The sequence below is a fragment of the Flavobacterium piscis genome, from assembly GCF_001686925.1.
Classification (GTDB): Bacteria; Bacteroidota; Bacteroidia; order Flavobacteriales; family Flavobacteriaceae; genus Flavobacterium; species Flavobacterium piscis.
Genome location: NZ_LVEN01000012.1, coordinates 324,757 through 346,405 on the forward strand (window position 1 = coordinate 324,757; position 21,649 = coordinate 346,405).

The 21,649-nt window shown below is 35.3% G+C and carries 20 protein-coding genes; 19 read left to right on the forward strand and 1 reads right to left on the reverse strand.

The annotated features are described in order from the left end of the window. Positions 1 to 41: 41 nt before the first annotated feature. The 5 genes from FLP_RS08335 to FLP_RS08355 all read left to right on the forward strand — a co-directional run bounded on the left by FLP_RS08335 (position 42) and on the right by FLP_RS08355 (position 7,148). Positions 42 to 1,328 (forward strand): TolC family protein, encoded by a 1,287-nt coding sequence (locus tag FLP_RS08335; RefSeq protein WP_065449060.1) that lies wholly within the window; start codon positions 42 to 44, stop codon positions 1,326 to 1,328. Between the two features lie 32 nt (positions 1,329 to 1,360). Further along, on the forward strand, positions 1,361 to 2,449 hold the full coding sequence (locus tag FLP_RS08340) for an efflux RND transporter periplasmic adaptor subunit (protein ID WP_065449061.1): 1,089 nt from the start codon (positions 1,361 to 1,363) through the stop codon (positions 2,447 to 2,449). 34 nt (positions 2,450 to 2,483) lie between these two features. Then, on the forward strand, positions 2,484 to 5,588 hold the full coding sequence (locus tag FLP_RS08345; RefSeq protein ID WP_065449062.1) for an efflux RND transporter permease subunit: 3,105 nt from the start codon (positions 2,484 to 2,486) through the stop codon (positions 5,586 to 5,588). Between the two features lie 349 nt (positions 5,589 to 5,937). Continuing rightward, a complete protein-coding gene (locus FLP_RS08350; RefSeq protein ID WP_065449063.1) occupies positions 5,938 to 6,363 on the forward strand; it encodes a response regulator in 426 nt (141 codons plus the stop codon). Between the two features lie 332 nt (positions 6,364 to 6,695). Continuing rightward, the gene (locus tag FLP_RS08355; RefSeq protein ID WP_065449064.1) at positions 6,696 to 7,148 is read left to right on the forward strand and encodes a GNAT family N-acetyltransferase; all 453 of its coding nucleotides are present in this window, start codon (positions 6,696 to 6,698) and stop codon (positions 7,146 to 7,148) included. A 193-nt stretch (positions 7,149 to 7,341) separates the two neighbouring features. Here FLP_RS08355 and FLP_RS08360 read toward each other — a convergent pair whose 3' ends face one another. Continuing rightward, positions 7,342 to 8,184, reverse strand: a complete 843-nt coding sequence (locus tag FLP_RS08360) for an AraC family transcriptional regulator (protein ID WP_065449065.1) — start codon at positions 8,182 to 8,184, stop codon at positions 7,342 to 7,344. A 100-nt stretch (positions 8,185 to 8,284) separates the two neighbouring features. Between FLP_RS08360 and FLP_RS08365 the strand changes: the two genes are divergently transcribed. The 14 genes from FLP_RS08365 to FLP_RS08430 all read left to right on the forward strand — a co-directional run bounded on the left by FLP_RS08365 (position 8,285) and on the right by FLP_RS08430 (position 21,435). Then, positions 8,285 to 9,214 carry a ketopantoate reductase family protein gene (locus FLP_RS08365; RefSeq protein ID WP_065449066.1) on the forward strand — a complete coding sequence of 310 codons (930 nt, stop codon included), beginning with the start codon at positions 8,285 to 8,287 and terminating at the stop codon, positions 9,212 to 9,214. A gap of 288 nt (positions 9,215 to 9,502) precedes the next feature. Further along, positions 9,503 to 9,730, forward strand: a complete 228-nt coding sequence (locus FLP_RS08370) for a DUF2683 family protein (protein WP_065449067.1) — start codon at positions 9,503 to 9,505, stop codon at positions 9,728 to 9,730. Beyond that, entirely contained in the window at positions 9,720 to 10,019 is a 300-nt protein-coding gene (locus tag FLP_RS08375) for a type II toxin-antitoxin system RelE/ParE family toxin (protein ID WP_055091471.1), read from the forward strand. The genes FLP_RS08370 and FLP_RS08375 overlap by 11 nt, the downstream gene beginning before the upstream one ends. A gap of 286 nt (positions 10,020 to 10,305) precedes the next feature. Then, a complete protein-coding gene (locus FLP_RS08380; RefSeq protein ID WP_065449068.1) occupies positions 10,306 to 10,899 on the forward strand; it encodes a TetR/AcrR family transcriptional regulator in 594 nt (197 codons plus the stop codon). Between the two features lie 243 nt (positions 10,900 to 11,142). Next, positions 11,143 to 12,366 (forward strand): efflux RND transporter periplasmic adaptor subunit, encoded by a 1,224-nt coding sequence (locus FLP_RS08385; protein WP_065449069.1) that lies wholly within the window; start codon positions 11,143 to 11,145, stop codon positions 12,364 to 12,366. Positions 12,367 to 12,377: 11 nt separating this feature from the next. Then, positions 12,378 to 15,539, forward strand: coding sequence for an efflux RND transporter permease subunit (locus FLP_RS08390; RefSeq protein WP_065449070.1), 3,162 nt, complete (start codon positions 12,378 to 12,380; stop codon positions 15,537 to 15,539). Positions 15,540 to 15,669: 130 nt separating this feature from the next. Then, on the forward strand, positions 15,670 to 17,088 hold the full coding sequence (locus tag FLP_RS08395; RefSeq protein ID WP_065449071.1) for a TolC family protein: 1,419 nt from the start codon (positions 15,670 to 15,672) through the stop codon (positions 17,086 to 17,088). A 415-nt stretch (positions 17,089 to 17,503) separates the two neighbouring features. Beyond that, entirely contained in the window at positions 17,504 to 18,109 is a 606-nt protein-coding gene (locus FLP_RS08400) for a Crp/Fnr family transcriptional regulator (RefSeq protein ID WP_065449072.1), read from the forward strand. 63 nt (positions 18,110 to 18,172) lie between these two features. Beyond that, on the forward strand, positions 18,173 to 18,910 hold the full coding sequence (locus FLP_RS08405; protein ID WP_065449073.1) for a GNAT family N-acetyltransferase: 738 nt from the start codon (positions 18,173 to 18,175) through the stop codon (positions 18,908 to 18,910). A 461-nt stretch (positions 18,911 to 19,371) separates the two neighbouring features. Further along, positions 19,372 to 19,752 (forward strand): DoxX family protein, encoded by a 381-nt coding sequence (locus tag FLP_RS08410; RefSeq protein WP_065449074.1) that lies wholly within the window; start codon positions 19,372 to 19,374, stop codon positions 19,750 to 19,752. 9 nt (positions 19,753 to 19,761) lie between these two features. Further along, on the forward strand, positions 19,762 to 19,971 hold the full coding sequence (locus FLP_RS08415) for a hypothetical protein (RefSeq protein ID WP_065449075.1): 210 nt from the start codon (positions 19,762 to 19,764) through the stop codon (positions 19,969 to 19,971). A 73-nt stretch (positions 19,972 to 20,044) separates the two neighbouring features. After that, positions 20,045 to 20,422, forward strand: coding sequence for a VOC family protein (locus FLP_RS08420; protein ID WP_065449076.1), 378 nt, complete (start codon positions 20,045 to 20,047; stop codon positions 20,420 to 20,422). An 11-nt stretch (positions 20,423 to 20,433) separates the two neighbouring features. Continuing rightward, positions 20,434 to 20,943: a DinB family protein gene (locus FLP_RS08425; protein WP_065449077.1), complete on the forward strand. Its 510-nt coding sequence runs from the start codon at positions 20,434 to 20,436 to the stop codon at positions 20,941 to 20,943. A gap of 27 nt (positions 20,944 to 20,970) precedes the next feature. Next, positions 20,971 to 21,435 carry a DUF1440 domain-containing protein gene (locus FLP_RS08430; protein ID WP_065449078.1) on the forward strand — a complete coding sequence of 155 codons (465 nt, stop codon included), beginning with the start codon at positions 20,971 to 20,973 and terminating at the stop codon, positions 21,433 to 21,435. Positions 21,436 to 21,649: the final 214 nt, after the last annotated feature.

Sequence of the window (21,649 nt, forward strand, 5' to 3'; positions counted from 1 at the left end):
TGCTGTAGATAGCTTTGCATCATATTAAAAACAAACTTAATTTGAAACGTATACTCTTAACCCTACTCGTTATTGTATCGCACAAAAGTGTGGCACAAATTACTGCAATAAACGATACAATTGTTCTTTCCCGAACACAGGCCGAGGCTTTGTTTCTGGATAAGAATATTGCTCTTCTTTCGGAAAAACTAAACATTGACATTGCCGATGCGCAGGTGATTCAGGCTAAATTATGGCCGAATCCTACCCTGACGATTGGTGAGCTTAACCTCTGGCACAATGCTACAGCGCAGGAAGTTCCTCCTTTGTGGGGCAATTTTGGTAAAACTACTCAGGTTACGGCAGAACTTGAACAACTCGTACAAACAGCCGGAAAACGTAAAAAGCTTATCGCGATGGAAAAAGTGAGCGCTGATATCGCTAAAGAATACTTTAAAACCTTTTTACGCAATCTAAAAATCGAGTTTAGAGGTAATCTTACTGAACTTCAATATACTCAGGCTCAGGAAGCGGTTTACAAAAAACAGCTTTCGTCGATGCAAACCATGCTAAAAGGATATGGTAATCAGGTCGCTCAGGGAAATATAGGCCGTGGCGAATACATTCGACTAAAAGCATCTGAACTGCAGTTCTTAAAAGAAATCAGCGATTTAAAAAAAGAAAACAATTCATTACAAAAAGAACTGAAGGTTTTAATGAATCTGCCTGCTACAAGCTACATCCAACTTACAGATGAAGGTTTTATTCCTGACAATAAAAATATCGAAAATATCAACTTAGGCAATCTTATGGCTTCGGCAATAGAAAATCGCCCTGATATGAAAGTTATTAAGTTAGGAAATGATTACAACGATAATAAGTACAAATACGAAAAAGCAATGAGAACGCCAGACGTTACATTGGGCATTAGCTACGATCGTGGTGCCAGTACGATGAATGATTTCGTAGGACTTGGTTTTGCATTGGATCTTCCGTTTTTTAATAGAAACCAAGGAAATATAAAAGCGGCTAAAATAGCAATTGAACAAGGTAAATTATTGACCGAAGAGAAAACAATAAGCGTACAATCTGAGGTTTTACAAGCTTATGAAGATCTTATTGTAACCAAAAAACTGTACGAAAGCGTTGAGGCTAATTATGAATCAGATTTAGATAAACTTCTGGAAAGCTACCGCAAAAACTTCATGCAGCGCAACACCAGTATGTTAGAATATCTTGATTTTGTTGATGCTTACTTAGACAACAAATCGATCCTGCTGAATTCTAAAAAAGACCTGAATAAAAACCTTGAAGAATTGCGCTACATCGCGGGTCAGGAAATCAATTAAAATCTAATTATCTAAAAATAATAACAAACATAATGAAGAAACTTATTTTACTCCCGATACTTGGGTTAATGCTCGTTTACGGATGTGGCAAAAAAGAAGAAATCAAAGATACAAAAGAGGAAAAATTTTGTATCGACAAAGACTTAAAAGAAAAAATCACAATCGAACCTGTTCAAAAACGTTCGGTTAGTGAATCGATAAACCTTACCGGAAATATAACGTATAACGCAGATCATGTAGTGCAGTTTAACAGCCTTGTTGAAGGGATTATTACCAAAACTACTTTTTCATTGGGTGATTATGTCAAAAAAGGACAAGTTCTGGCCGAGATAAAAAGTACAGAACTCAACAGTATGCAAGCTGAAAGTAAATCGTTTCAATCGCAAATAGCGGTGGCTCAACGTAATTTACAATCGACCAAATCGATGTTTGAAGACGGAATCGCTTCTCAAAAAGATTTAATGCAGGCACAAAGCGAACTGGATGTTTTAAAATCTTCGTTAGAAAATGTGAAAGCCAATCTTGCCATGTTTAGCGCCAGCAGCGAAAGATCTGTTTTCCTGATAAAAGCACCTACTGAAGGTTATATCGTAGCTAAAAACATAAGTCCCGGAATGCAGATTACAGATGGCAGCGAACCCCTTTTTACTATTTCTGATCTCAAAGAAATCTGGGTTTTGGTCAATGTATACACCAGTAATTTAAAAAATGTAAGCGAAAATATGTTGGTCGATGTAACCACACCAGCATATCCGGATGAAATTTTTAAAGGAAAAATAAAAATGATGGCTAAAGTTTTTGATGCCGATGAACATGTTCTGAAAGCCAGAATTGTAATGGAAAACAAAAACTTAAAACTAAAACCGGGAATGACTGCCGATATCATTATCGATAAAAGTAAAGGCGGCGAAATGCTTGCTGCCGTTCCTGCAAAAGCAGTCATTTTTGATAACAATCGCGATCATATCCTGATTTATAAAAACGATTGCACGATCGAAACCAGAGAAGTGAATCCGATTATAAAAAACAACAACTGGATTTATTTTGATAAAGGAGTTAATGAAGGTGAAATGGTGATTACTAAAAATCAACTGTTAATTCACGAACGATTAAAAAACTAATTATCCCTAAAAACGGATAAACACCATACAAAATATGAAAAAATTTGTACAAGGACTGGTCGCTTTCTCGCTAAAAAACTCCCTCATCGTTTTTTTCCTGACAGCAGTATTACTAGTCGCCGGAATAGTCAGCTATATCCATACCCCCATCGAAGCTTTCCCTGATGTAACCAATACAAGGGCAAGAATCATTACGCAATGGCCCGGACGAAGTGCCGAAGAAGTAGAGAAATTCATCACACTTCCGATTTCAAGACAAATGAACACGATTCCTAAAAAAGCCGAAGTACGTTCTATTTCGCTTTTCGGATTATCGGTTGTAACGGTTTTGTTTGATGATGATGTTGAGGATTTTTACGCACAGCAATATGCCTCAAATCGCCTTAACGGATTAGATCTTCCGGAAGGTGCCGATGTTGATATTGAACCGCCATCCGGAGCAACGGGTGAAATATTCAGGTATATCATCAAAAGTGATTTACCTATTAAAGAAATCAAAGCCATTCAGGATTGGGTAATCGAAAGAGAACTCATTGCTGTTCCCGGAGTTGCCGATGTGGTGAGTTTTGGTGGGGAAGAAAAAATCTTCGAAATCAAAATCAATCCAACCGAATTAGAAAACTACAACTTATCTGCACTTGATGTTTACGAAGCCGTTTCTAAAAGTAACGTAAATGTGGGTGGAGACGTAATTCAGCGTGGTGATCAGGCTTATGTAGTTCGCGGAGTTGGTCTGATTGATAAAGTCGAAGATATTGGGAATATCTTAATCGAAACCAAAGGATCATCGCCCATATTAGTAAAACACGTCGCCGAAGTTTCAATTTCAGCCAAACCAAGATTAGGTCAGGTAGGTTTAGATGGCGATGATGATGTGGTAGAAGGAATCGTGATTATGCTGCGTGGAGAAAATCCGGGTGAAGTCATCAAGAGATTGAAAGATCGTTTGGCGGAACTGAACGAAAGAGTGCTGCCGGATAATGTAAAAATAGTTCCGTTTATCGATCGTACCAAATTGGTCGACACGACGGTACATACCGTTACCAAGAATCTTATCGAAGGAATTTTATTGGTATCGCTAATCGTGTTTATTTTCCTCTACAACTGGAGAACCTCATTGATTGTGGCGTCTGTTATTCCGCTTTCGTTTTTGTTTGCTATTATCATGTTGAGAATACAGGGATTACCTGCGAATTTGATTTCTATGGGAGCGCTTGATTTCGGATTACTGCTCGAAGGAACTTTGGTTATTGTCGAACAGGTTTTTGTGTCGCTCGAAAAGAAAGCGCATAAAGTAGGAATGGAACGCTTTAACAATATGAGTAAAATGGGACTTATTAAGAAAAGCGTGGGCAGCGTAGCCACGTATATTTTCTTTGCCCTCATCATTTTAATTGTGGCACTGCTCCCTATTTTCTCTTTCACGAAAGTGGAAGGAAAAATGTTCTCTCCCCTAGCCTTCACGCTAAGTTATGCGTTATTAGGATCGTTGATTTTATCCCTTACTTATGTTCCGGCAATGTGTAAAGTCATGCTAACGAAAAACATTGTAGAGAAAGAAAATATGATCTCGCGTTTCTTTAGGGAAAATCTTTTTAAACTTTTTAAATGGAGTACCAAACATCGCAAAGCAACCTTATATGCATTCTTAGGTTTACTAGCAATATGTTGTGCTAAGTTCGCTTTTTATGGTTCAGAATTTATTCCGAAATTGAATGAAGGAGCAATTTATGTAAGAGCCACTTTGCCTAACAGTATCAATCTGGACGAAGCAGTACGACTTACCAAAGAAATGAAGGCCAAGATAAGGAAGTTCGAAGAAGTAAAATTTGTCCTCACACAAACCGGGCGACCAAATGACGGAACAGATCCAACTGGATTTTTTAATATCGAATTGCATATCGAACTAAAACATCAGGACGAATGGAAACGCGATATAAGCAAAGAACAATTAATCGCCGAGATCAAAAAAGAACTCGATGTGTATCCCGGAATTGGTTTTGGATTTAGCCAGCCCATTCAGGATAATGTCGAAGAATATGTTGCCGGAGTAAAAAGTCCGTTGGTGATTAAGATATTCGGAAATGACCTTTTTCAACTCGAAGCCATGGCTGCAAAAGTCGCCAAATCAATCAAAGATGTAAAAGGAATCGAAGATATTAATGTCTATAAGAATATTGGTTTACCCGAATTAAGGATTCAGCTTCACGACGAAAAAATGGCGCGTTATGCCATAACAACCGCTGATGCGCAAGCCGTGATCCGAATGACCATTGGAGGTCAGGCCGCAACGAAGTTTTATGATGACGAAAAAATATTTGATATCACTTTACGTTTCGAAAAAGAATATCGTGACTCAAAAGAAAAAATCGAAGACATTCTTATTCCAACTATGAATGGCAAAAAAGTCCCGCTGAAAGAAATCGCGACCGTAGAATATAAAACAGGTCCAACATTTATCTATCGAGAAGGAAACAGCCGATATATTGCCGTAGGTTTTAGTATCGAAGGACGAGACTTGGGAAGTACCATTGATGAAGCTCAGAAAAAAGTTGCCGCAGAAGTAAAACTACCTAAAGAAAATGTAATGAAATGGGCAGGAGAATTCGAAAGCAAAGAAAGAGCTTCGCGACAATTGGCTATGATCGTTCCTGTTGTATTGATCTTGATTTTATGTTTGCTGTATTTCAACTTTGGCAATTTCAAAGATACTCTGGTCGCTGTAAGCGCAATGCCTTACGCCTTTATTGGTGGTTTCTTATCGCTTTGGGCTACAGGAACCGTGTTCGGGATATCGGCCGGAATCGGTTTTATTATTCTCTTTGGAGTAAGTGCCATCGACAGTATTGTCCTCATCGGAATCATCAAAGAAAACATGAGGGCTGGAATGCATTTAAAAGATGCCATCTCAAACGGAATTTACGCCAGAATTCGTCCTATTGTGATGATTGCCCTAATGGGATCGCTAGGATTATTACCTGCAGCATTGTCTACCGGAATGGGTTCCGAAGTTCAGAAACCATTGGCTATCATGATTGTGGGCGGATTAATAACCTGTATGATTTTATCCTTAACGGTTTTACCACAAGTATTTTATCTGGTCTATCGTAAAAAAGATCTGAGCAACACCGAGTCATAATTTATCTTACTATATTTATTTTTAAAAATACCTTTAGACGTAATGTTTAAAGGTGTTTTTTTATTATAGCATACAATTGGATGTATCTCGTAGAGAATAAATATTGCTAAAAAAGCTTTTTCTAACGCAATCTTGACAAAGAAAATTTTACCGCAAAGTGCACAAAGAATTACGCAAAGTTCGCAAAGTATTGTGAATTACGCTTTGCTCTAAGTTCGCAAAGGAATTGTGTTTAAAGAATGACTTAATGAAAGCAAAACACTCTTTATAGGCTTTTATTTGATTATCAGTAAATTATAAAAACAAAAAATAGCTAAGAATAAAACATCTACCTTTGAAAAAAATATAAATGAACAAAGGCGGCCCAATTATTATAATTGAAGATGATTTAGACGATCAGGAAATTCTAACTGATATCTTTAAAGAACTTGATTATAAAAATGAAATTATCTTTTTTGCCGAAGGTGAAAAAGCATTAGAATACTTAACCTCTACACAAATTGAGCCTTTTATTATTTTTTCTGATATTAATATGCCAAAATTAAATGGCATGGAATTGCGGGAAAAAATTCATCAAAATGAAGATTTACGACTCAAATCAATTCCTTATTTATTCTTTTCTACAAGCGCAGAACAAAAACATGTTATAGATGCTTATTCCAAATCTATTCAGGGATTTTTTGTCAAGCCATCCGGCTACAAAGAAATCAAAGAAATGATTAAAACAATTGTAAGTTACTGGGAAACTTGTGTTTCTCCCAACTATGTAAAGTAAATAATTGAAATCTTTCAACTTTAAAAACACCTATGGACATAATCTTTAGAGGTGTTTTTTTGTTTTTAGGAGCAAATAAATTTCATTCCACCAGACCTTTAGTCCCGCTGTCCTCTATATCTTTTCCTGTCCGCCGCGGCGGACAGAAAAAGGATACCGTTCCCATCGGGGCTATTCTAGAAATTTAGTACTTCAATCACTTTTCAGCATTCCCCTAAAGTACCATCTTTGCTATAAAAAAAGATTAAATTCTTCATTTTATTTTGAATATATGTAGTTGACTACGTATATTTGCACGCAGATTATTTTTATAAATACATAAGTAAATTAAAATGAGTAATAACATCAGTCAAACCCATACACAAAATACAATTGTAGTCGAGAAAGTCAACGATCAAGAACAAATAGAAACCGCATTTTCAATAAGAAGACAAGTATTTGTAGAAGAACAAAATGTATCACAGGAACGCGAATCGATGGATGATGAAGAAGCGGTGCACTATCTGGCAACCGTAAATGGATTACCAGCCGGAGCAGCGCGATACAGAAAAATGGAAAAAGGAGCAAAAATCGAAAGAATTGCTGTCCTGAATACCTTTAGAGGGCAACGAATTGGCGAAGCGATTCTATTGAAAATTTTAGACGATTTAAAAAACGAAGCCAAAATTTATCTTTACGCTCAGGTAATCGCCACTCCATTCTACATCAAAAACGGATTCAGACAAACGGATAATTATTTCCTCGATGCCGGAATTGAGCACGTAGAAATGGACTTTATAAAATAATTTTCATCGTAAGCTCCAGCGGAGCGAAATATTTATAGCAAACAATTAGCACCTCATCAACAAAGCTCCAGAGGAGCGATATATATACCGCATAATTTATATCACCCCGAAGGGGTTCCTGTAGAACAAAACATATATTTTCTATAAATATTTTCGTCCCGTTGGGACTTTTTTCTATTCAGAACAATCGAATTTATGTTCCTCTAATACTCAATGATTTTTTAAATTCCGATGGCGATATTCCTGTACTTCGCATGATGAATTTATTAAAATGGCTGCTATCAATAAAACCCAAATCATTACTGATTTCAGAAAACGTCAAATTGCTTTTGCTTAATTTCTCTGTAACGACTTTCAGTTTTGTCTGCTCTATGTAATCACGTAAAGTTATATTGAGATGCGTTTTAAAATACTCACCAATATAATGGATCGAAACATTAAAATGATTCGCCATTTCTTTTTTCTTCAGCAAATGCGGATTCGCAATATTTGAACGTATATAACTTAAAATAGTATCAATTTTTAAAACTTCAGTCGTTTGAAAATTCAAACTATTCTCATTTATACTTGCATTTCTTCTAATAATCTGAATCAGTGACATCATTAAACTCTTGATTATGATTTCGTTTTGTCCTTTTGGTCTGGCAACTTCTTCAAGTATTTTCAGAATAATCATTTCACAAAAAGCTTTATCGTCTTCAAGGAAAATCAAATTTCCGTTGGTTTGATTGTGGTAATAAAACAACTTCTCTATTTCCTCGATCTCTTTTTTATTCGAAAAGAAATTAGGCAGAAAACGCAAACAATGAAACTTGGTAGCCGTTACTGTTTTGAAAGAGTGATAATCCTTTGGCGTAAGCAAATAAATATCATGTTGTTTAAAATTATGAGGAATCGAATTGAGGATATGATTTCCGGTTCCGTACTCTATGTATAACAATTCGAAGAAATTATGCCTATGAACTTCCTTTTTCCAGGTAAGTTCTTCGACCGAATAAATTTCGAAATCTTTGTATATAAAAAAGGTGTCTTTCATAATCCTTAATTTTTACAAATATAACCGATATTTTTACATCAATTAATGATCTTGAACCTATTTACTTTGCAACAAGATTTAAAACCCAAAATACTACACTATGAACTCAGATATAACAAAAATAGGAATTCTTGGCATTGGCGGCATCGGCGGATTTGTTGGCGCTCCTCTGGCTAAAAAATATAAAGACAGCGAAACAAAAATCATATTCATTTGCAGAGGCGAAACCAAAAAAGCGATTCAAAATGAAGGTTTGCTATTTGAATCAAAAGGTGAAACCACCACTATATTTCCGGATTTAGTTTCAGACAATCCAACAGAAATTGGAATTCTGGATGTTTTGATTCTGACCTCTAAATCCTATTCTTTAAAAGATGTATTATCTACTTATAAAGATTGTATCAACGACAAAACGATCATAATCACTTTGCAAAATGTGGTAAATGCCAAAGAAATAATCAGAGAAACTTTGCCAGAAGCCGGACAAATTATGGAAGGTTGTATTTATGTGGCATCAAACGTAAAGAAACCCGGACATGTTCAGCATATTGGCGGACCAGGAAAAATTTTCGTTGGCGGAAAAGAGAATATACCATTAATAGAATTATTGACTGCCGGAGGTTTAGACATTACGTATGTCGAAAACATCAATCAGATCTTATGGAAGAAGTATCTTTTCGTCGCGCCCGTTGCCGGAATCACTTCTGCCTATAAAGTTACTTTTGGCCAGCTTCTGGAAGATGAAAATCTAATGCATATTCTGGAAAATATGATGATCGAGATTCAATCGCTTGCTAAGAAAAACAATATCAATTTGACTAATGAGGATATTGAAACTTCGAAAGATTTATTAACTAAATTTCCGTTTGAATCCAAATCATCTTTGCAATTGGATTTTGAGAATGATAAGCAAACCGAGAAACAATTTCTGGTGGATTATGTTATTGAAAACGCTAAAAAATACGGAATTGAAACTCCGTTTTATAATGGTGTGAATGAAAAAATAAAAATGTTATATAACGTTTCTTAATGTGACATGATTCATTTTCAACCGGATTAAAATCCGGCCCTACAATATCAATCATTCCTCCGGAATTTTAAAATCTATGTGATATAATCATTAAAATGATTTAAAAAAGAGCCGTGGGTTCGACCTATATTGTAGGGCCGGATTTTAATCCGGTTAAAAAATATTAGTTTATCATTAAATCCCGAATTTACATTTGATAAAAGTAGAGAAAGAAATAAATTATTCGGATTAACATGAAAATAAGAGTTTTATCTTAACTTTGTTCATCAACTTTAGTAAATTAATATCATGCAAGCAATTAACATCACAGCATATACCGAAGATGCTTCTCAAATAGAAGCTGTAAAAGCTTTTATGAAAGCACTAAAGATAAAATTCGAAATAGCAAATGTAAAGTCGTATGAATTATCTACTGAACAGCAAGAAATTTTAGATAGTCAGATTAATTTAGACAAAAGTTTATACACAGATGCTGAATCAATATATACCGATTTAAAAAAGAAGTATGAACTATAAGGTTATCGTTTCTCCAATTGCATTAAAAAATATTGAAGAAGCAGTTGAATATTACATTTTAAAAGCAACTAAAAAAGTAGCTTTAGACTTTCTTAATGATTATAAAAGTACATATAAAGCTTTAAAGGTAAATCCATTCTATCAATTTCATGATAATAATTATCGCTTTTTACCTTTTAAAAAATTTCCGTATATCGCTTTTTTCATTGTTGACGAATTATCAAAAACTGTTTTTCTAAATGCAATTTTTCACACTTCTCAACATCCTGAAAAATATCCCACAAAATAAAAAAACACCATTTCTCGCCTAGCCCTGATCGAAACGGCATCCTTTTATGGTGGGGTTCACCATAAAAGATATAGTGTAGAGCAGGACAAATGGTCTTGAAAACACAAAAATCACCTGCTCCTTAAAAAAGTCATTATCGAAAAATCCCTTATAATTGAAGGCTTTCAGCGATATTTAATACTTGTCTATACAACAATAAGAAAATATTATGACAAATTTATTTCATAATCAGAAAAACCGCCATACATTTGCCTAACGGTGTTAAACAATTTAATACTTAATTAAAATGGCAAGTAAAGATCGAATTTTAAGACAAAAAGAAGAGACAAGAAGTAACATTCTTGAGGCTGCTTATGCTATCGTCAAAGAAGAAGGATGGCAAGGTCTGAGTATGCGAAAAATTGCTGACAAGATTGAATATACGGCTCCAATTATTTATGAGTATTTCTCGAATAAAGAAGCTATCCTTAACGAATTAACCGGGAAAGGGTTTATTAAGTTAACGAAAGAACTTCAGGAAGCCAAGGATAAATTTGAAAAACCGGAAGAACAACTAGAAGCCATGTGGATGGCTTATTGGGACTTCGCTTTTACAGATACTGAAATGTATCAGGTGATGTTTGGAGTACAAATGAATTGTTGTCAGCAACAATGTTCGGCTCAGGAAAGACCCTATAAATTATTCACTTCGGTAATTGCTGAAATTATGAAAAACAGCAACCCTACCGATGAAGTAATCAAACAAAAATATTTTACTTTCTTCTCTGTTATTCACGGTTTAATCGCGATTAATATTATCAATAAAAGCGAAGTTATGGAAACTATAAACAATCAAATCCTAAAGGATGCGATCGGTGGAATTATAAAATCAATTCAATAAAAAAAATTTCATTTTAACTTAACAGTGATAAATGATTTAATAGGTAATTTAGCAACTATTTTTTTACTACTTTACTTAACAGTGTTAGAAAATTTAATTAGCGTAATATAGAGGCTTTTTTTCAATTTTACTTAACAGTGATAAATAATTTAATACCGATTACAAAGTAGAATCGGAAAGTACTTTATTTGAATTTTTGCACTTATTTACTTAACGATGTTAGATAATTTAATATAATTAAATATGAATCCCGGGAATGCCACAGTACCAACAATTTTACAAAAACAGAATGTCCAACAAATTAAAACCAATACGAAAATGAAAAATGTAATTATAACCAGTTTTATTCTGGCGCTAGTGCTAAGCAGTTGTGCAGATAAATCGCAAGCTCCTGCAGCTCCTGCTCCACCATTATTACCCGTTTTAGCCATTACAAGCGAAAACACTACTACAGATGCTGAATATCCTGCTTCGATACAAGGAACGGTTGACGTTGAAATTCGCCCACAAGTAAGCGGAAACCTTGAAAGAGTTTATGTAGACGAAGGTGCTTATGTAACTAAAGGCCAGACTTTATTTAAAATAAACGAACGTCCGTTCCGTGAGCAACTAAACAATGCTTTGGCAAGTCTTCATGCTTACGAAGCTGCTTTAATCAACGCTCAGTTAGAAGTTGATAAACTGACTCCTTTAGTACAAAACAAAGTGGTTTCTGATTATCAGTTAAAAACGGCTAAAGCTTCTCAAAAAATTGCTGCTGCAAACATCGAACAAGCCAGAGCAATGGTAGGATCTGCCAAAATTAATTTGGGATATACCAATGTTACAGCCCCAGTAAGTGGTTACATTGGAAGATTACCTAAAAAACAAGGAAGTTTAGTTTCGGCATCAGATGTTGAGCCTTTAACAAACTTATCTGATGTTCACGAAGTTTTTGCTTATTTCTCTTTAGGTGAAACTGATTTCATCAACTTTAAAGCGCAATACGCAGGAAACAGTTTAGGTGATAAACTAAAAAAATTACCTCCTGTTACTTTGGTTTTAGCAGATAACAACGCTTATCCTCAAACCGGAAAAATTGATATGGTAGACGGTCAGTTTGATAAAACTACCGGAGCGATTACCCTAAGAGCGACTTTCCCAAATGCTGGCGGAACTTTACGTTCAGGAAATACAGGAAAAATTCGTTTAGGTCTTCAACACGATGATGCTGTTTTGGTTCCGCAATCGGCTACTGTAGAAATGCAGGATAAAGTTTTTGTTTTTACAGTAAACAAAGAAAACAAAGTAACCAAAATGCCTATCACGGTTTCTGGTAAAAGCGGATCAAATTACTTAATTAAAGATGGTGTAAAATCCGGTGACCAAATTGTTTTAAGCGGTATCGATAAATTACAGGACGGACAAGTGATTCAGCCTGAGAAATCATCGCCTGCAAAAGTTGCCCAAATAATTAATAAAAAATAATTTTTACGAAAATGTTCAAAATATTTATACAAAGACCTGTACTGGCAACCGTTATTTCCATTTTATTGGTCATACTAGGTATACTTGGTCTTACGAAGTTGCCCTTACAACAGTTTCCTGATATTGCGCCACCATCGGTTTTGGTAACGGCGGTTTATCCGGGAGCGAATGCAGAAACGGTTTTACGTTCTGTAGCACCATCTCTGGAAGAATCTATAAATGGTGTTGAGAACATGACGTACATGAGTTCTACAGCCAGTAACGACGGATCTCTTGCTATTACGGTTTTCTTTAAATTAGGAACAAATGCAGATCAGGCTGCTGTAAACGTGCAAAACAGAGTTGCTCAGGCAACGAGTCAATTACCTGCAGAGGTTGTTCAGCAAGGTGTAACTACTGCCAAACAACAAAACAGTTTTATCATGGCCATTGGTATGTTTACCGAAGATGAGTCAAAATACGATCAGACTTTTGTTGCCAATTATGCACAGATTAATATTATTCCGGAGATCAAACGTATTCCGGGAGTTGGTTCTGCCAGTATTTTTGGAGGTGTAAAAGATTACTCGATGCGTGTTTGGTTAAACCCAACACAAATGTCAACTTACAAAGTGACACCAAACGAAATCATGAGCGCAATTCAGGATAAAAGTTTGGAAGCTGCTCCGGGTAAATTTGGAGAAAGAAGTAAAGAAGTTTTTGAATATGTAATTAAGTACAAAGGAAAATTAACCAAACCCGAAGAGTATGAAAATATTGCTATACGTTCTAATGCAGATGGTTCAATACTTCGTCTTAAAGATGTAGCCAGAGTTGAACTTGGTGCTTATTCTTATAACAGTTTAACCCGTTTAAATGGTAAAAAAGGAGTTGTAATTGGTATTATCCAATTGGCAGGTTCTAACTCGAATGATATTCAGGTTGCGATCAACAAATTGATGGTGAAAGCCTCAAAAGATTTCCCAACAGGAATCAAACATAACATTTTCTATAGTACAAAAGTTGCCTTAGACCAGTCTATTGAGCAAGTTCAACATACTCTACTTGAAGCATTTATACTGGTATTCATCGTAGTATTTATATTCCTTCAGGATTTTAGATCAACATTAATCCCGGCTATTGCTGTACCTGTAGCAATTTTAGGAACGTTCTTCTTCATGCAGTTATTCGGATTCTCGATCAATCTTCTAACACTTTTCGCTTTAATTCTGGCGATTGGTATTGTGGTAGATGATGCGATTGTCGTCGTCGAAGCCGTGCATGCTAAAATGGAGCACAAACATTTGTCTCCAAAAGTAGCAACTCATGAAGCAATGCACGAAATAACGGGTGCTATTATCTCGATTACGCTGGTAATGGCTGCTGTATTCCTGCCGGTTGGTTTTATGGAAGGCTCAACAGGAGTTTTCTATCGTCAGTTTGCCTTTACGATGGCAATTGCAATTGTAATCTCGGCGGTAAACGCTTTAACTTTAAGTCCTGCACTTGCTGCATTATTCTTAAAAGACAATCATGCGGCTCATGGAGATGGTCCTTATGAAAAACAAGGATTTAAACAAAAATTCTTTAACGGATTTAACAAAAGTTTTGATTCACTAACCAACCGTTATGTTGGAGGTTTAAAATTCTTAATCCGTAGAAAATGGTTAAGTTTAGGAGGTTTGGCTTTAATTACTGTAGCAACTATAGTAATGGTAAAAACAACTCCTGCAGGATTTATCCCGACAGAAGATCAAGGATTTATTGCGATTGCAGTAAACACACCTTCAGGAACATCTCTTGACGGAACTCAAAAAGTAATGACCGAAGCAGAAAATATTCTGAGCAAACTGGATGCCTCAAGAGACGTTACCGCTATTTCAGGTTTCAACTTATTGACGAATTCTACAAGTCCGTCTTCAGCAGTTGTTTTCGTATTACTTAAACCTAATGAAGATCGTGGAGATGTCAAAAATATTGATGAAATTATGAATCAGGTTCGAGGTAAACTTGGCGCTATTTCAGGCGGAAGTTTCTTCGTGTTCAGTTTCCCAACTGTTCCCGGATTTAGTAATGTTGAAGCTTTAGATTTGGTACTTCAGGATAAAACCGGAGGAAAACTGGATAAGTTTAGCGGAATTTCTCAAAACTTCATCGGAGAATTGATGAAACGTCCGGAAATTGCCGTAGCCTTTACCTCTTTTAAAGCCGATTATCCTCAATTGCAATTGGATATCAACGACGAGAAAGCCAACCAATTGGGTGTGAATGTAAAAGACATTTTACAAACCATGCAAACCTATTTTGGTAGCGCACAAGCTTCTGACTTTAACAGATTTGGTAAATATTACCGAGTTGTAGTTCAGGCTGATATTGCTGACAGAGCTGATCCGTCATCAATTGACCGAGTTTTCGTGAAAAACAAAACTGGCGAAATGGTGCCCATAAATACTTTAGTAAAACTAACTCGTATTTATGGTTCAGAAACGGCTTCGAGATACAACTTGTTTAATTCGATTTCGATAAATGCAATCCCAAAACCAGGATTTAGTTCCGGAGATGCCATTAAAGCAATTCAGGAAGTTGCAGCACAACAATTACCTGCGGGTTATGGTTTTGAATTTTCAGGACAAACTCGTGAAGAGATTTCGTCAGGAGGTCAGTCGGCAACAATTTTCTTACTGTGTTTGATATTCATCTATTTCTTACTTGCTGCACAGTACGAAAGTTACATCTTGCCATTGGCCGTAATCTTATCTATCCCTGCAGGTATATTTGGAGTATTCGTAGCTATTGGATTAACAGGAATTGAAAACAACATTTACGTACAAGTTGCACTGGTAATGCTTATTGGTCTGCTCGCCAAAAATGCGATTTTGATTATCGAATTCGCCGTCCAGAAACGAAAATCAGGTCAGGCATTGGTAAAAGCAGCAATCGATGCAGCCAAACTACGTTTGCGTCCAATTATCATGACGTCACTAGCCTTTATTGTTGGATTAATCCCGATGATGAGCGCCACAGGACCGTCAGCACAAGGTAACCACTCTATTAGTATTGGTGCCGCCGGAGGTATGATTTCAGGAGTAATATTAGGGTTGTTTATCATCCCGGTTTTATTCATCATCTTCCAATATTTACAAGAAAAGGTTTCTGGAAAACCAGTAGCCGTAATTCATAACGAAGAAAAATAAAAATGGAAAACTATATAACGACAATCCTCGTAGCCATCATCATTGGCATTGGATACATATCCTATAAAATCTCAAGAGATCTTGATAGTAGAAAAGATACTTGTACAGAAATTTAATGACAACATATAAAATGAAAAATTATATAACCAAAATCGTGATGATCGCCATTTTGATCACGACTATAATATCCTGTAAAGTTTCGAAGGATATTGAAACTCCAAAAGATGCATTTCCTGAAAATTTCAGGAATGCATCGGTTTCAAAAGATACTACAAGTATTGCTGACGTGGAGTGGAAAAATTTCTTTACAGAAAAAGATATTATTGAACTTATAGATAGCGCTGTAGCCAGAAACAATGATCTACAGATTGCTACTAAAAATATCGAAATTGCACAATACAGATTCACACAATCGAAATGGGGAAATGTTCCTCAGGTTAATTTGAATGTAAGTGCAAGTACAAGCAATCCATCTGATAATAGTTTTACAGGAAAGAATTTAGGTCAGGCTTTAGGCCAAAACCATATTGATGATTATTCTGCCGGAGCAACACTTTCCTGGGAAGCTGATATTTGGGGTAAAATCCGTAATCAGAAAAAAGGGGCGTTTGCAGGTTATCTTCAGTCAGAAGAAGTAAAAAAAGCATTGCAAACGACTATTGTAGCCAATGTTTCTAAAGGATATTACAATCTTTTGATGTTAGATGCGCAGTTAGAAATCGCCAAACAGAATTATAAATTGAATGATAGTACAACCAATATCATTAAATTAAAATACGATGCCGGACAGGTTACTACATTAGCGATTCAACAATCTGAAGCACAAAAATTGGTTTCGGCGCAATTGATTCCGCAATTAGAACAAAACATTGCCATTCAGGAAAATGCGTTAAGCGTTCTAACAGGATCATTCCCGAATTCTAAAACCAGAACTACTCGTTTAAGCGTTCTTGAAGTCAAAAACAATAATGCAATCGGAATTCCGTCTTCATTAGTAAGCCGCAGACCGGATGTAAAAAGTGCCGAATTAGCACTTAAAGTTGCCAATGCAAACGTAGGAATCACAAAAGCCGACTTGTATCCTTCACTTAAAATTACTGCTCAGGGTGGCGTAAATTCATTCGAAACCAGCAATTGGTTCAACATTCCGGCTTCATTGTTCGGAACCGTTGCCGGAGGATTAACACAACCTTTGTTAAACAATAAAAAAGTAAGAACGCAATATAATATTGCCGTTGCCGAAAGAGAAAAAGCAGTTTTAAGCTTTAGACAATCGGTTCTTGTAGCGGTTAGCGAAGTATCTGATGCTTTGGTAAAAGTAGAGAAATTGCAACAGCAAGAATCTTTCCTAAAAGAAAGAGTAAAAACATTACAACAAGCCATTAAAAATGCCAATTTGTTATTCAAAAATGGTATGGCTGAATATCTTGAGGTGCTTTCAGCGCAATCAAATTTACTACAAAGTGAGTTAGAATTAGCTGATATTAAAAGACAACAGCTTTCTGCCAACACCGAGTTATATCGTGCATTAGGCGGCGGCTGGAGATAATACCCATTACCCGTTAATTATTTATTTTTTGAGATGAAAACGCTGTGAGACTTTTAGTTTCATGGCGTTTTTTTATTGTTGTCATGGCACACGGATGACACGGATTTGCTTTGCAAAAACGCGGATTTACACGGATTTTTTATTAGCAATCTTGTTATAGTGACGCAGGAAGGATCACACAAGAAACTCTGCAATCATAATCGAAGTCTGTCATCCTGAGCGTAGTCGAAGGAACGCTACGTTTTTCGAACCAATTTGTCAGTCCCTGTAAAAATGAGGGCAAAAAACAGCAAAAAAAAATCCGTGTAAATCCGCGTTTTCGCTTTAGCGAATCCGTATCATCCGTGTGCCATTTAACGTAATGTTATTACATTTTATTTCTTTACTTTTGATAAGCTTAAAACACTTCAACAAAATGTCAATCAATCAAGCAAAATACATCAACGATCTAAAAGTAAAATTCAATTACTACTCTCCTATTTCTGAGAAATCGTGGCTATTAATCGAAAATAACATTGAGATAAATTCAATAAAAAAAGGAGAATTACTTTTAAGAAATGGTCAAATTGCGAAAGAAATTTACTTTGTTGCTAAAGGTGCTTTACGCGCTTTTATAACCGATAAAGAAGGAAATATCTACAATAAAAACATCTTTCTCGAAGGAGATCTTGCAGGATCTACAGCTTCATTAATACAGCAAACTCCTTCTGATTTTTCTATTGAAGCGCTGGAAGATGCTGTTTTAATCAACATTAATTATAAAAAATACAGGGAACTCATTTTTCAAAATGATGATTTAAAAAACTTCTATATTGCTTATCTCGAAAGAAATTGGGTAATCGAAAAAGAACAAAGGGAAATTTCTATAGTGATGGAAAATGCCACCGAACGATATCTGGATCTCTTAGCCAAACATCCTGATCTTGAAGAGCGAATTGCATTGCTTCATATTGCATCACATTTAGGAATCACTCCAACCCAATTAAGCCGAATCAGGAAAACACTGGAGAAAGATTTGTAAATCAACATATGTAAAGGTTTCTTATAAAACCTAAAGTTATCTTTGTCTCTCAATTGCATTAAAATGAAAAATATAAACCTCATCCAGGACAATATTAATAACCTTACTGATTTCTGGAAAACCGTTGGAACCCCTTTCCTCTCCTATCATAAAAATGATACTTTCGAATACTGCAAAATCGAAAATTCGGGTTGGCCCAATAAATTATGGTTACGCAAAGACATTGCTAAAAAAGACTTACCGGATATTATCAAAACTATGAAATCCAATTCGGGTTTGGTTGTACCGTATTGGGATATTTTCGGAACGAAATCTTATGAAATTTTGGAAGCTTATGGTTTTGAATTAAAAACCGGACAAGTCGCAATGGCATTAAAATTAAACGAAAAATTCAAACTTGAACATGATCTTAGCTTCAAGAAAATTGATAATGAACAAGACGCCAAAATCTGGTCAGAATTATATCCTAATGCTTTTGGTTATGTAATCAGCAAAGAAATCCTGATTCAGCATTATACAAATGTTCATTTTTATTTGGTATCTAATGAAGATCAACCTGTCGGCACTTTTATGCTTTTTCAAACCGGAAACACTATAGGAATTCATGGCGTTGGCGTAATCCCTGAAATGCGAAGAAAAGGATTTGCCGAAGAAATCATGAAATTTGCACTTAATCTTTCGATAGATTTAAAAGCTGAATATGCTTTATTGCAAGCTTCTGCAATGGGAAAAGACATTTATACCAGATTAGGTTTTGAGGATTTGTTTGTGATTAAAAATTATATTTTGAAGGCGGAGTAATGGCACACGGATGAGACGGATTTGCTTCGCAAAAGCGCGGATTTACACGGGTTTCTCTATACTTTTTATTCTTCTTTTTTTACTCTCATTTTATGTCTTCCTGAGCGAAGTCGAAGGACATAAGTAACTCGATAAAGATTAGCGATTTTGATTATAGAGTTTCTTTGCGATCCTTCGACTTCGCTCAGGATGACAAACTGTATGGAAAAACTCTGTCAAAAAAAATCGATATTCTATTCTCTTTACTCTATTCTCTTTATTCTATCCTCTTTATTCTATTCTCTTTATTATATATTCTACATTCTTCACTCTCAAAAAAAATCTAAAATCTAAAATCTAAAATCTAAAATCCCCACTTTGTCCTAAATGACCTTAAAATAGTCGTAAATAACTATTCGATAAAAAAATAACATTTGTAAGTTTGTAATACATTAACTGATAACCACTTAAAAAACAAACCTATGAAAAAAGCAAAAATTATTTTTTGGATTACTACTATTATTATTTTTTTATTTGAAGGTGTTATGCCGGCATTAACTTCTCAGTCTGAGATGGCAAAAGAAGGACTCAAACATTTGGGATATCCGGAATATTTTGGGGTTGCTTTAGTTATCTTTAAAATATTAGGTGTTTTGGCATTGGTGATTCCGCAAGTTCCCAAAAATGTAAAAGAGTGGGCTTATGCCGGATTTGGTTTCGATTTTATATTTGCTTCTATAAGTCATTTTGCAGTTGACGGAGTTGGTTTTCAATCCTTTTTCCCGTTGATATTTTTAGTAATCCTTGCAATTTCATATCATTATTACCACAAAATCGAACGATATAAAAATATCGCTTTATAATCAGAAATAATGATCGAAGTTTTTAAAACAAATGTTCAGAAAGTGGAACAATCAGAAATGATTGTCGAAAAACTTTTGAAACACTTTCCAAACAGCGCTATTAATTTTGATTTGGAAGATTGTGATAAAATTTTAAGAATTCATAGTTTATCGATTTCAAGCAGAAAAATTATTGCAATTCTTAAAGCGAACGGTTTCTATTGCGAAGTTCTTACCTAAGAAACAAACACAATAATCTGATTTTTAAATAACTAAATTTAAATTTATAGTATTAATTATAAAATCAAAAAACATGAATTTACCATCAGGACATCAGACTATAATGCCTTATTTAATTTTAAAAGGCGCCTCTCGATTTATTGATTTCTGCAAAAAAGTTTTTGACGCAAAAGATTCTAATCAGCAAGTTTTACGAGATGACGGGACTGTTATGCATGCTGAAATTATAGTCAACGGAAGCACCATTATGGTGACAGATGAAACTAAAGACTGGTCGCAACAAAACGCAAATTTATTTGTTTATGTTCCTGATGCTGACGAAACGTATCAAAAAGCACTGGATAATGGCGCGACAAGTCTAATGGGGCTAAGCGATCAGGATTATGGCAGAACTTGCGGGGTCACGGATCCTTTTGGTAATATCTGGTGGATTACCTCTGTTAAACAGTAAATAACAACACGATGAAAACAGCACTTCAAAAAAATATTGTTGACACCTTTAAAAAATTTAACGAAACGCTTTCCTCCTTTTCCGAAGAAGAAATTAATACCGTTCCGTATAAAGGTAGCTGGACACCTGGTCAGGTAGTGCAGCATATCATCCTGGGCAATTCCGGTTATCCTGAATTATTTGCAGGAAAAACAAAAGCTACTATTCGTAAATACGACGAACATGTAAAAGAACTCGAAGCCATTTTTTTGAATTTCAGTATCAAAATGGATTCACCGGATTTTTTACAACCCGAAGTAAAAAACTACAATAAAAACTCGTTGACTTTATCTTTGCTTAAAATAGAATCTGATTTATTAAACGCTTCCGAAAATTATGACTTAACATTAACTTGTCTGGATTTTCAGATTCCGGGGTTTGAAAATTTCACGATCTATGAATGGATTAATTTTGCACTTGTACATTCTCAAAGACACATTCATCAACTGCAAAAAATTTCAAATTATATAACGACATTATAATTATAAAAACGCAATATTTTTATTGATATGAAATCAAAATCAGGAACTATTTTTTTATCCGGATTAATCGCAGGAACACTAGATATTCTTGCAGCAGTTATAATTTATGCTGTAGTACTGGAAAAAACAACTGCCATCAAAATTCTTCAGTCTATTGCAAGTGGCGTGTTTAAGAAAGAAGCCTATACCGGAGGACCGCAAATGGCCTGGTACGGACTTGGACTTCATTATCTGATTGCTTTTATTTTTGCCTGGTTTTATTTTATAATATATCCGTATTTGCCATTTCTTAAAAAAAACGTGATCCTTTCGGGAATTTTGTACGGCATATTTGTGTGGATTATAATGAATCTTATTGTGCTTCCAATCGTATTTCCTCTGTTACCTGAAAAGCACTTCGATTTTCCGTTGCTCTTATCGATATTAATTTTGATAGTATGTATTGGGCTTCCGATTGCCTCGATTACAAGAAAGTATTATTCTTTTCGTTAAAGTCGCGATTTTTAGTCGCAGTCGCAGTCTCACTTTTCAGTGGCAGTTTTCAGTCGCAGTCGCAGTATACGGAGTAAATTTAATATTTAAAAAAATCTCATTTTCAGCTGCAGTAAGAACTGAAAACCGGGACTGTATCCTTAGTAGCAGTCTTGCCCACAGTTCAAACAAAAAAATCCCGGTTTCCAGTTTACATTAAACCTGTAAACTGAAA